At 40.1% G+C, this 12,814-nt stretch carries 12 protein-coding genes and 1 pseudogene; 3 read left to right on the plus strand and 10 right to left on the minus strand.

Annotated elements, in window-relative coordinates; all coding sequences use genetic code 11:
- The 10 genes and pseudogenes from ACTHJT_RS13760 to ACTHJT_RS13805 form a co-directional block, all read right to left on the minus strand.
- Positions 1-187 (minus strand): annotated as a pseudogene (locus ACTHJT_RS13760) (beta-ketoacyl-[acyl-carrier-protein] synthase family protein); the annotation flags it as partial.
- 3 nt (positions 188-190) lie between these two features.
- The gene (locus ACTHJT_RS13765; protein ID WP_440239148.1) at positions 191-454 is read right to left on the minus strand and encodes a phosphopantetheine-binding protein; all 264 of its coding nucleotides are present in this window, start codon (positions 452-454) and stop codon (positions 191-193) included.
- A gap of 16 nt (positions 455-470) precedes the next feature.
- Entirely contained in the window at positions 471-1,754 is a 1,284-nt protein-coding gene (locus ACTHJT_RS13770) for an ABC transporter permease (RefSeq protein ID WP_440239151.1), read from the minus strand.
- Positions 1,755-1,757: 3 nt separating this feature from the next.
- Positions 1,758-2,507 carry an ABC transporter ATP-binding protein gene (locus ACTHJT_RS13775; RefSeq protein ID WP_440239153.1) on the minus strand — a complete coding sequence of 250 codons (750 nt, stop codon included), beginning with the start codon at positions 2,505-2,507 and terminating at the stop codon, positions 1,758-1,760.
- Positions 2,495-3,511, minus strand: a complete 1,017-nt coding sequence (locus ACTHJT_RS13780; protein WP_440239155.1) for a BtrH N-terminal domain-containing protein — start codon at positions 3,509-3,511, stop codon at positions 2,495-2,497. Before ACTHJT_RS13780 ends, ACTHJT_RS13775 begins: the two co-directional genes overlap by 13 nt.
- Positions 3,504-3,908 (minus strand): hypothetical protein, encoded by a 405-nt coding sequence (locus ACTHJT_RS13785; protein ID WP_440239157.1) that lies wholly within the window; start codon positions 3,906-3,908, stop codon positions 3,504-3,506. Before ACTHJT_RS13785 ends, ACTHJT_RS13780 begins: the two co-directional genes overlap by 8 nt.
- A 38-nt stretch (positions 3,909-3,946) precedes the next feature.
- Positions 3,947-5,095, minus strand: a complete 1,149-nt coding sequence (locus ACTHJT_RS13790) for a beta-ketoacyl-ACP synthase III (RefSeq protein ID WP_440239160.1) — start codon at positions 5,093-5,095, stop codon at positions 3,947-3,949.
- Between the two features lie 11 nt (positions 5,096-5,106).
- Complete coding sequence (locus ACTHJT_RS13795) at positions 5,107-6,009, minus strand: hypothetical protein (protein ID WP_440239163.1); 903 nt, start codon at positions 6,007-6,009, stop codon at positions 5,107-5,109.
- Between the two features lie 12 nt (positions 6,010-6,021).
- Positions 6,022-6,483, minus strand: coding sequence for a hypothetical protein (locus ACTHJT_RS13800; RefSeq protein WP_440239165.1), 462 nt, complete (start codon positions 6,481-6,483; stop codon positions 6,022-6,024).
- Between the two features lie 134 nt (positions 6,484-6,617).
- Entirely contained in the window at positions 6,618-7,847 is a 1,230-nt protein-coding gene (locus ACTHJT_RS13805; protein ID WP_440239167.1) for a histidine kinase, read from the minus strand.
- Between the two features lie 202 nt (positions 7,848-8,049).
- Between ACTHJT_RS13805 and ACTHJT_RS13810 the strand changes: the two genes are divergently transcribed.
- The 3 genes from ACTHJT_RS13810 to ACTHJT_RS13820 all read left to right on the plus strand — a co-directional run.
- The gene (locus ACTHJT_RS13810; protein ID WP_440239169.1) at positions 8,050-8,748 is read left to right on the plus strand and encodes a hypothetical protein; all 699 of its coding nucleotides are present in this window, start codon (positions 8,050-8,052) and stop codon (positions 8,746-8,748) included.
- A 57-nt stretch (positions 8,749-8,805) separates the two neighbouring features.
- A complete protein-coding gene (locus ACTHJT_RS13815; protein ID WP_440239172.1) occupies positions 8,806-10,128 on the plus strand; it encodes an MFS transporter in 1,323 nt (440 codons plus the stop codon).
- A gap of 221 nt (positions 10,129-10,349) precedes the next feature.
- Positions 10,350-12,814 (plus strand): glycosyl hydrolase family 8 (locus tag ACTHJT_RS13820; RefSeq protein ID WP_440239174.1); only part of this gene is annotated, 2,465 nt, incomplete at its 3' end.

The raw sequence follows: 12,814 nt of genomic DNA on the forward strand, positions 1-12,814 counted from the left end.
GCTGATCTTTTAAAACTGCATTTGAAATTTTTATTTCACCAAAGGGTAATTCTTTTGCATATTTTGTTTCAAACAGGTCAATGGAAGAGATGCCGCAGATGCCTTTTTGCAAAGCAGTCCTGTTGCTATCGACACTATCGCCAATAGCACTGATCATACCTATTCCAGTGACAACAATTCTGCTCACGAGTTATTTGGTTCTGTTTTTCTCAATGAAGTCAACCATGGTATTGATATCTACCAGGATTTTGCGCCCTTCTTTTGGGTCGGTAATCTTGATGCCGTATTCTCTATCGAGTAATACAATCAATTCCAGTGAATCGATTGAGTCAAGGCCAAGGCCTTCACCGAATAGAGGTTCATCATCTTTAATATCTTCCGGTGTTACAGAGATGAGATTTAAAAACTTGATGATTTGTTCTTTCAGTTGATATTTAAGTTCAGGTGTTCCCATGGTATATATATTGTGTTCAGATCAGATTTTTCTTTTTAAGGCCCACAATCGTGATGCCCTGGATGATAATAATAAAGCCTATAATCGGTAATGCATTTTCAAGAATGTCGGTTAGAGAGCCGCGCTCAAGAAACAAACCGTAATAAGATTCAAGGCACCAGTAGAGTGGGGAGCATTTCATGATAACGGCAAAAGATTGCGGCATGGCAAAGGATGGTACCAGTATACCGCTGACAGCAGCTAAGATTACAATAGACACAGCGCCGAAACCATTTGCCTGTTCCTGTGTTTGTGCAAAGGTGCCTACACAGATCGCATAGCTGATGGCACACCAGCCGGAAAGCAGGGATATAACCAGCAAGCCGATCAGGTCTGCCGGTAAGTTTAGTTTAGGTAAGCCGATATGCGGGAATAGCCAGATCCCTAAAGAGAAAATTACAAACACTTGTGATAAGGTTACAACCAGAAAGGTGATTTGTTTGGAAAGCAAACCCACCAGATAATTGGTAGGCAACGTTTTTAGGCGGATGTAGCTGCCGCTTAATTTTTCTTTTACCACACTGCCGCCAAGGGAGATTACAATGAAGAACATGGCGAAAATAGTCCATGCGGGAACATTGTGCTGTGTAGCGTTTGGAATACTTTTGCTGCCGTCTTTTGCAGCAGGAATTTCTTCGATGGAAATATTTTTCTGCAGAATCTCCATTTGTAACGTTTCCGGCATAGGTTTTTCATTCAGTGTTACATACATGTGCTGCACTAATTTTTTTCCTTCAATGATCTGTACCGCGCTGGATAAGCCACCGTTAATGGATTGCAGAAACGATTGCTGCAGCACGGGATTGTACATACAGATAATGGAATTGATCTTTTTCGCTTCCTTCTTTTTTAAGGAGTCGGAAGATAAACCGAATTCCTGCAATGCCTTTGAAGAAAGCTCTATAGATTTTTCATTGATCGCGGATGAAAAATTTGCAGGGATAACAATAGCAACCAAGGCATCCTTTTCATGCATGGTTGTATTCAAGGCTTCCGTACTTAAGCTGTTTGAAACCTGTGTGATCTCAAACATGCCGATCTGCTTTAATGCTGAAATGAATTCAGCGCCTGTTTTCCCAGCATCTTTATTGCATACCAGCAAAGGAATTTTATTTTCATTCACCAATTCAAACGTACTGTTCTGGATGCTTGTTATTACAAGCACCAGAGCAATGGGCATAACGAACATAAGGATCAATCCAACCTTATCGCGGATAAGGAGTAAAGTGTCTTTACGTATGGTTGCCCAGAGTTTGAACATGATTTAATTTCTATATGCTTTACCGGTTAATTTTAAGAACAAAGATTCCAGGTCTGATTCTTTATACGCCCGGAGTAATTCGTTTGTATTGTCGCAGGCTAGTAATTTTCCATGGTCCATCAATGCAATGCGTATACACAGGTCTTCGGCTTCTGCCAGCTGGTGCGAAGTATAGACAAGCGTCATGCCTTGTTGATTTAACTCTTTTAAATATTCAATAACCGCATGGCGCGTTTGAATATCAACGCCAACGGTTGGTTCATCGAGGAAAAGGATTGCAGGTTTGTGCAGTACACCGATTGCAAGATTTACGCGGCGTTTCATTCCGCCCGAAAATGTTTTTACAGGTTTGGTTGCAACATCTTTTAAGCCCAGCACTTCCAGCAGCTCGTTCGTACGTTTGCCGATCTCTGCTTGATTAAGTCCGGCCCAGGCACCGAAGAAATGCAGGTTTTCACGCGGACTTAATTCTTCATACAAAGAAAAATCCTGAGGCACATAACCAAACAATTTCCGAATGGATTTATGCTGTACAGGTTGTCCATATAAATGCACCGTACCTTGCTGCGCATTCAGTAAGCCGGTCATCAGACTCAAGAGCGTAGATTTACCGGCACCATTCGGACCGAACAATCCAAACCGTTCGCCTTCCAGGATACGCAGGTTGAAGTCGTTGAAATACACGCCTGAGTTTTCTGTATAGTGAAAACTCAGGCGTGTAATTTCTATGGCAGGTCTTTTTACTTCTGCCATTTTACGGTACTTAATTCTTTGAAAGCTTTTTTCTCAAGTTCAGAAATCTCAACCAGGTAATCACCCATGAGATTGAAGTCTGCCTGTGAAGTTATACGTCCTTTATAAATGCCGGCGGCTTGTATAGCGGCGTTGCGCCACATGTCTCCGGATTGGGTAAATAGTTTCGAAATTTCAGGCAGGCGGTCATCATTATGAAAAGTATGTGCCTGTTGAAGAAATGCTCCATAGATAAAACGGAAACCGCCACCACCTGTACCGATCTCTTCCTGCATACGCACAAGTTGAGCCAGGTATAAGCCGGCTTTTTCGATGCCCAATTTATCTCTCCAGTTTTTGATTTTATTTCCTGTGTACTTGATACCGCTAACACCAGCGAAGCCTCCAGGTATATAGAGCATATCGCGGATGTTTCTTTTTACACCTGTTACAATTGCTTTGCGGATCTGATCGTCTGATACAGGTTTCGCTTGTTTCGGGAAATAGATCTGCCCCTTTGGTGCCAGCGCTCCTTTGGCAAAACGCACACGTTCCAGTTCATAGGAACTAAGTACATTGGTAGTTTCCATCACCGGATCGCTGATGTGATAATTGTCGCCTTCTTTGCCGAACACAATAAGGTTGTGTGCATTGAAGTGGAATCTATATTCTTTCGGGAAGTAGCTTAGAAAATATACGCCTACCTGGCACCCAACCGGCTGGCCGGTTTTAATGCACTCATCCAGGAATTGCTGCGCCTTAGCTGGTGAAATGAATGTTTTACGCACCACATCAATACCCAGTGATTGAGCAGTACGTTTGAAAATCAAACCCGGCATGGTACGGAATGCAATGGCAGGACCGTTGTTGATTTTCATCAAGGGTATATAAATAAAAAATAAACCTGAGCCAATGCCAAATGCAAGAGGCTCGGTAATTTGAGAAACACCAACATTGCGGAGCAGATTGGTGGTAACACCATTCTCGCAATGGGCAGCTTGCAGGTGGTTGAATGTATCAGCCATGAGTAGTAATATCTTTAAGTTGGCTCACAGAAACTTCAAAAAGTTCAGCATATTTTTTTAATTTATTTTCTGAAAGCTTATTGAACACAGCCGGTTTGAAATGTCTTTTGATGGTCCATTTCCAGAATCCGGTATAAGCAGACACAATGCTCAGATCCATTACTCTGAGTTCGATGTAATAAGGGATAGGACTTACTTCGCCTTTCAATACCTTTTCTTTAGCGGAAGCAACTTTTTTTTCGATATCATCCCAGGTGATTCCGAGAGCTGCAGCTTTTACTTCCCAGCCTCTGCTCAACTGCGTTACATAATTGCCGGATTCATCCACGGCATAGCACACTTCTTTTGTAAACTTATCCAACACACTCGGGTCTTGTGGTATTTCGTCTTTTTTCATGTGCTTCTGATTTTAAAAGTATAAAATGAGAATTCGTTTTAGCAAACGGTAAGCATAGCGAAAACATAAGAGAAGCGAGAACTCTCAGGAACCAGTAAAAGTATTTTTTCGTCCTTCTTTAATTTTCCGCTGTTAAATAATTCATCGACCATTAAATAAATGGAACCGGCGCCGACATTGCCGACCGTGGAAAGATTGGTGAACCACTTTTCTTCCGGGATGGCCATGCCATTTTCAGCCAGCTTATCTGCAATTTTGTTTTTGAAAAATTCACTGGACATGTGCGGAAGGAAATGGGTGATTTCATTTACCGACTGTCCGTGTTTATCTAGCGATGCTTTTAATTTATCATAGCCAAACTCAATGATATGTTTACTCAGAAGTTTCACATCCTGTTTAATGCTGAGTATTGATTTAGATACAACCTCTTCCGGTGTATAATCCATATAGCTTTTCAGTGTTCCGTCTTCGAGTTTGTCGCTGGCCATGTACATGCAGGCTTCTACCTGGTGTGCATAGGAAACAGCTTCCATCCAGTCGATACGCAGACTTAATCCATCGGTATTCGGTTTGTCTGATAGCAGGAATGCTCCGGCGCCATCTGACAGCATCCAGCGAAGAAATTCTTTTTCAAAGCTGATGCTTGGATTTTCTTCCAGTTCCAGTAATTTCTGAACTTCGTCTTCAAATGTATCAGAGCGTAAGATTCTGGATAAGCGTTCAGATGCTGAAGCTACTGCTGTAGATACTTCACCGGAACGAACAGATAGAAATGCATATTTCAATGCATGCATGCCTGCGCAGCATACACCCGATGGCGATACGACTTCTATGGCATTTGTTTCAGGAAGCCAGCCGTGCACCATAACCGCGTGTGAAGGCATCATCTGGTCGGGACTGGACGTACCACAGCTTAAGAGTTCAATGCTTTTTAAGCCATCAGCCTTATCGTTGAATAATTTACGGATGGCCAGTGAAGCCATCTGTGCATTGGTATGAGTTGCTGTACCATCTTTTTGTATAGCATAGAAACGACGTTTAATACCGTTATTTCTAAGTACAATACGTTTTGATTTAGAATTCTTTTCATTGATCAGGCCAAGATATTCTTCCATTTCATCATTTGAAATCGGATCATTTGGAAAAAAACTCGCCGTCTTTGTAATATATACTTGTTTCGCTGACATCCTCAACTGTGTTAATTCAATCCCTGGTAATGTTGTTTCTTTTTGTTGATCTGTTTTTTCAAAAAGGGTTTAAATAAAATTTCATTGACACCTACTACGATTGGAGCTACAATAAATAATGCAATCAATAAATAATATTTAAAACCCGTTACCCAGGGTTTTCTGTTTTGTTTTGTAATAATCAGATTTGCCCAGATAGAAAACAGACGGCCCGCTCTTTGTTCAATAAACATAAGATTTGGTTTTATTTCCACTGCTTTTTGTGCAATCAGGGTATTCTGTAATCCATTCCAGTCATTCTTATTCAGGTATTCCAACACCGTCTTACCAAATACAGAAGCCGACTGAATGTCCTGATCCGAAACTCCGGGTTTGGGAAATACAGATAAATATCGCTCTTTTTTTCCACTTAACATCCAGTAAAGAATACTTACTGCGCTCAGGTGATTGTTGTGCTTGTCGATTAATGCTATATTTCCAACCAATTGGGCATCAATTGATTTAAGGATTTTTTTTATTTTTTCCTGGGCATTCAGCCACATATTCCGCGCACCGATCAGCGTTATTACAGGCGTATTTTTCATTACTGCCTGAACAGATGAATTTTGTAAAATCGATGTGGCTGGAATACTTGGCGACAAGTACCAGGGTTGATATGCGAAAATGATCAGATCATAAGCAGTACGTTTCAGTGTGAAAGCTTTTAATTCTGCAGGAATTCCCAAAACACTTTCAGGCATAGTGTCAAAGAAACGATCGGATGTCCAGGGAAAGACATGTTCATTTTTTAACTCTACAGCTACTTTTTCAATGGTTATACCTGGAGCATGAGCCAAAGGTTGAATGAAATTATCAACGATCTGGCCTAACTGGCCGGTTTGAGTATAATAAATTACTAAAATATTTTTTTCCATCTGGCAATACTATTACGGGAACATATCAGGTGTAAGGACAGAAGATGTTTTACTGTAATTTTTGACAGCTTCTTTAACAACAGCCGGAAGAGTCTTGTAATTGGTTGTAATGAAAGATTTATCTTCGGTTATGTTTTTATTGTATCCCAGAAACTTCGGAGCTTTCTCCTGGATCATCAGCCTTAAAAAACGATACTCTGTATTATCCGGGGCGCTCTTGATTGCATGCTCTAATTTGGCATTCCCTTCTTTAAATACAGACAATTTATCTTTAGGATTACCTATTATATCCGCTTTCTTCATTAGCAGAGCGCCTTCAAAAGCTTCCTTTTCATTAAAATCTGAACGCTGAATGGTTTTCAGTTCTGCTGAAATAAGAGCTAAGTCATTTTTTGAAAAAATTTTATAGAAATTTTCCTTATCATATACAGCAATAGATTGACCGGATATTATTCCAGCAAAGATATTGAGCAAAACGCATATGGATAGTGAAATAGAAGTCATTTCTAAAATCATTCAATATCAAAGATAAAGAATACAGCGCCTTTCTACAACACAATCAGAAATAATAAAAGCGCCTTTTAAAATCACGCCAAGAGTTGCGGGAGCTAAATTAATTTTGATGATACAAAGAAGGCCAGTGTTGAATCGGAAATTTTTGAAAGAGAGATATCGCCATGAAGTTTATCCATAATACGGCGGCAAATATAGGGCTCACTGGATAGATTATATAAAAAACCCAGATCTTTCTGATAAGGAGAGAAGAATACAGGAATATATTTTTTATCCATGAATTTCGCCTCAAAACTGAATGTAAAAACAAATACATCATCAATGATGTCTATTTTCAAATGTGGTACAACCGAAGCATTCAAACGTAATTTTTCGAAGATCTGGTTCAGGTTTTCCATGCCAATGGTAAGCATTTCCACATCTGCTTTAGAATTATATTTTGAAATATCGGATACATTTAGCTCAATATCTGATCTTTTAAAAAAATCAACTACAAACTGATATAGGTTGACCGGAGATAAGGTAATTAAATGCTGATTAATCTTAAAAACCTGTGAAGTAATTGATAGTTCTTTGTCTAATTGCTGAGCACTTTCGTTGGTGAGCTGGATAAGTTCCTTTAATTTTTCGGGATTGTTTTCAAGAATGCTCAGATTATACAGACCCATGATGGAACGGATGGGGCCCTGTAAGTTGTGTGAAGAGCGGTAAATAAATGTTTCAAGGTTTGTCTGTGCATTTTCAATGATTTTATTTTTTTTAATGATCCTGTTATGCATGGATATTAAATAATTTTCTTTCGTAATGTTTTCTTCGATGTACGAATAAAACAAATACAGGCTTACCAGTATGGATAACAGTACATTGATATTGCCCATAAATGCTAGGGATTTTTCAGAAAGCGGCACGATTATATAATCATTCCAGTTGCAGAATTGAGTGATGATAATGGACAAACCTATGTGTAAATTGTTAGCAATCAGAAATACTTTTTTTCGCGTGTCGATGATTAACAGAAGCGCGATGTATTCAGCGATGTAAAAATAGTAATTACCGGATCCGTTGCCGTAATATATATTCCCGACCAATATGGTAAAGGTTGTGTATAGCAATAAAAAACTACCTGCCAGATCGGTATACTTTTTTCTTATATAGATACAGAAAATTAAAACGGGTGAGAAAGCAAATACCACATATACTGAATTTGTATTGCCAACCATGATATCAGGAATACCGCTGATCAGGATGGTTATCAATAAAATAATTGAGTATTGTTTAATTCGTGTTTCCCGCCTGTTTTTTTCTAGGGTGTAAAAGATATTCATTTTACCTGGAGAGGAGTATTATATTCATGTTGAGTAAGATAATTTTAATGATATTTCAGTCAAAATCAAATGGAATTTTGTAATCTTTTCCCCGGAAGGGTCTTATATCCCTTATTAGGAGGGTATTTCAGACTTTTTCAGCAAAAACTCTTTTGGGAAATCTTCGTATACAAGCAGGATATTGATTTATACAAAAAGCTCCATGAAATTAATTTTATTCAGTCTCCTGACATGTTTAGGTTTTGGAATTTCTGAAGATGTATACATATACCAGGTAGCTTGCGACAACGCTCAATGGGTGCAGGGAAAAAAGATCTGCAGTATCTATAAGGAAGATGTTTTTTTATCTGTTCAAAGTGAGACGGATTATCAGCAGTATACAGTTTTTCGGTTGAAAGCCCAGAATATTGCAAAGGATACCGTTGATGTGAATCCGGCTGAAATGGTACTGTTCCGCACTTATGAAGATGGAAAAACAGACAGTGTCAATGTATTAAATCCCGAGGCAGAGATTGAAAAGAAAAACAGAGAGATTGCTTATTGTGAGGAAGAAATCAAGACGCTAAACAAAACCCGTAATACGCAAAACGAAGTTGTATCTGTATACAATACGTTGCCAGCGATTAAGATCGGAAAGAAAAGTCCGGTTAGTTCAAGTGGCAGCCAGGTAAGCAACGCGGTTTACCAGGAAAAGATTAAAACCCTCACCAACAGGCTGGTTGAAGCTAAACAGGACAAACAATACTGGGAATCAGAAGCATTGCTTGCTACATCTGTTTATCCATTAAATTTTATCGATAACAAAATTTATATGTCTATGAATCATTGCAAAAGCGCTGTGCTTAAAGTGGTGGTTGATGAACGAGTGTTTGAGTTTCCCATTATCTACGAGAAATTATAAGAATGAATGTTTTGCTGCAAAGAAGTGTTATATTGAGTAAGCAAGTCAGCTTCTTATATGGATCCCAAGGATAGTTCCCAGGAAAATTTTATCATCAATTCAACACCCGAAATCCAGGCTGAACAGAATCTGGGTTGGGTCACTAAAATATATAATGCTTTCCCGGCATTCAAGAGCGTAAACTATAAACTTTATTTTTCAGGACAGCTGATATCCATGATTGGTACGTGGATGCAGATCGTTGCTCAAAGCTGGCTGGTGCTGCAGTTAACAACATCCCCTTTATTGATTGGTTTGGTAATGGCACTTTCTACACTGCCAACCTTGTTGTTTACCTTGTGGGGCGGAGTTGTGGTAGACCATTTTCCCAAAAAGAATATTCTTTTTTTTACTCAGATCTGTGCCATGAGTCTGGCGTTTATACTGGGCATATTGACTGTGTTTGAGTGGGTCACGATCTGGGAGATTTGCGCAATTGCTTTTTTGCTGGGAACCGTTAACGCAATTGATGCGCCTGCACGACAGGCGTTTGTATCCGACCTGGTAACCAAGGAACAACTGCCATCGGCTATTGCCCTGAACTCCGGCGTTTTTAATACGGCACGTGTGTTAGGCCCAACCATTGCAGGTGTGCTGATTGCGGTGATTGGTACCGGCGGTGCATTTCTGATCAATGCATGCACTTACATCGCTGTGATTCTTGCATTAAAAAAAATGAAAACGGCTGCAGCTGTGCCTGCGCCAAAACGTAATCCGATTCAAGCAATTAAAGAAGGCATTGCTTATTCATTTACACACCCGATTATACGCACCTTGTTTGTGGTTATCGGGATTGTATCGATTTTCGGCTGGTCCTATACAACTGTTTTACCGATTATCGCGAAAAATGATTTTCATGTAGATGCCGCCGGACTTGGATATTTATATGCCGCTTCGGGCTTGGGTTCTTTGTTTGCAGCTGTTATAGTAGGATTATTTTCAAAAAAAGTTTCTCCGTTATATTTCATCGTTGGGGGAACAATGGTGTTTTCTGTAAGTATTTTTCTATTCAGCTTTTCGGAAAATATTCATACTGCAGCGCTACTGCTTTTCTTTAGCGGCCTGGGTTTGCTCGCATTCGCATCGCAGTCAAATACTACGATTCAGACGTTAGTGAAAAGTGAATTCAGAGGACGGGTAATGAGTATTTATGTGCTCATGTTTATTGGGCTGACCCCTTTGGGTAATTTTCAGATCGGTTTAATTTCCGAACACATGGGAACGGCATTTGCGCTACAGGCAGGTTCAGTAGTAGTTTTTCTGGCCGGATTATCAATTTTTTTCCTGAAAAACCGAATCCTGGAGAGATATCAGGGTTACAAAAAAGAAAATCATTTCTAATTGGTTTTGACGTTCGAACACGGAAAAGTGCGTTTCCGGTTCAAAAAAGCGAATTTTTATAAATATGAAAATTCAAATAAAAAATATTCATTATATTATTTTTCCAATTAAAATGTAATATTTATTATTGTAATAATTATATAAATAATTCTATAAAATGGATGTAACGCCCTTCACTTCATTTTATGGAATTGTCTCAACTAACCAAAAAAACTCCTCCCATGAAAAGAAACCTTCTCTTCAGAATTGTTTCTGCTTTACTAATGATTATTGCATTAAGTAACCAGGTAAATGCGCAGACACAACCTTTTCCGGCTAATAAAACATATGCTTATGGAATTATGCCAGGTAATAAGAACAGTCAGGATGCCATGAATAATTACAATACGTGGAAGACAAATTTTGTGGAAGCATGTTCGAATGGCAGATACAGGGTGAAATTTGATAACCGCAGCCAGACTGTATCCGAAGGAATTGGCTATGGGATGCTGTTATCAGCATATGCAGGCGACAAAACACTCTTTGATGGCTTATGGAATTATTATAAGGACAACCGCAATGGCAATGGCGTTATGAACTGGAAAATCAACGGTTGCAGCGGTACTGCCGGTTCGAATGGAGCTACCGATGCGGAACTGGATGCGGCTATGGCGCTTATTGTAGCAGATTATCAGTGGGGGACAACAGGTTCCATTAATTACAAGAATGATGCTAAAGCATTGATTACTGCTATTAAAAATTTTGAAATCGAAGGCGGTTCGTATGTAGTAAAACCAGGTGATCAGTTTGGCGGAAGTTCAATAACCAATCCTTCTTATTTTGCACCAGGTTATTTCAGGACATTTGCTACCTACATGAACGACAACTTCTGGAATAATGTAGCCGATAAATGTTATGTAGTTATCAATAATAATCTTAGTGTGAATAATGCTGTCGGTGGTCTGGTATCAGATTGGTGTACATCCTCAGGAAGCTATTCAAGTGCTGCAGGAGGCTATGCGAATGGCGGCAGAAATTATTCCTATGATGCAGCCCGCACTCCGTGGAGAATTGCTGTAGATTATGTTTGGTATGGCAATACAAGTGCAAAAACGTATTCAAAAAAATCTTCAGATTTTGTACGGGTAAATTTGGGCGGCTCTCAAAATGTTAAAGACGGTTATAGCCAAAATGGATCAAATACCAGTTCATATCACAACAGTACTTTCGTAGGCGCCTTTGCTTCTGCTGCCATGGGCGGGGATAATCAATCGCACCTGGATAATTCATATGCAGATTTAAAGGGATTAAATGATGCAGGTTCTTATTTCAACCAAACGTTAAAAACACTTTATTTATTCTTATTGACCGGGAATTTTTATTTGCCGGGTTCAGCTCCGGTAACACCACCGGTTGATGTCGTGCAGGCACCATTTGGTACAGCGCCTTATGCCATACCAGGAAAAATTGAAGCAGAGAATTATGACTTGGGCGGTACGCTTGCATACAGCGATGCTTCCGTAGGAAATGAAGGCAATCAATACCGGTCAGACGATGTAGATATCGAAGCTAGTACGGATGCAGGTGGCGGATACAATATCGCTTATACCGCTGCCGGTGAATGGGTAGAATATACGGTGAATGTAACCGCTGCCGGAAAGTATGATTTTAGTGTACGCGTTGCTGCAACGGCAACAGGAAAATCCATGCACATAGAGATGGATGGTGTCAATATTACCGGCTCGATTACGATTCCGAATACAGGTGGCTGGCAGACCTGGCAAACCGTTACAGTTCCAAATGTTACACTCACGGCAGGGCAAAAAATAATGCGTGTTGTTATGGATACCGATGGTTTTAATTTAAACTACATCAACACAACAGCATCTGTTGTTACGCCTGTAAATATAGTACCAACCGTTTCTTTAACAGCGCCAACAAACAATGCCACTTATACAGCACCGGCTTCGGTAACCATAACTGCGAACGCTGCCGACACAGACGGCACGGTTTCAAAAGTGGAATTCTATAATGGTTCAACCTTATTAATTACAGATGCAAGCGCACCGTATTCTTACAGCTGGACAAATGTTGCTGCCGGCACATACGTGCTAACAGCAAAAGCAACAGATAACGCGGGTGCAGTAACCACATCAGCCGCGGTAACAGTAACCGTGACTGCGGTGGTGCCTGTAAATATAGCGCCAACCGTTACTTTAACCGCACCGACCAATAATGCTACTTATACAGCACCGGCTTCGGTAGCATTGATTGCTAGTGCAGCGGATGCTGACGGTACAATTTCAAAAGTTGAGTTTTACAATGGGGGTGTTTTGATTCCCTCCTCAACAAATGCAGAGGCACCATACGATTATACCATTACAGGTTTGACTGCCGGAACATATGTGTTCACGGCTAAAGCAACGGACAACGCCGGCGCGGTAACCACATCAGCAACGGTAACGGTAACCGTGACTGCGGTAGTACCTGTAAATATAGCGCCAACCGTTTCTTTAACAGCGCCGACCAATAATGCTACTTATACAGCACCGGCTTCGGTAACATTGATTGCAAGTGCAGCGGATGCTGATGGTACAATTTCAAAAGTTGAGTTTTACAATGGGGGTGTTTTGATTCCTTCTTCAACAAATGCAGAGGCACCATACGATTATACCATTACAGGTTTGACTGCCGGAACATATGTGTT

Origin of the sequence: Cytophaga sp. (genome assembly GCF_051961495.1) — a bacterium.
In the GTDB taxonomy this organism is placed as follows: Bacteria; Bacteroidota; Bacteroidia; order Cytophagales; family Cytophagaceae; genus Cytophaga.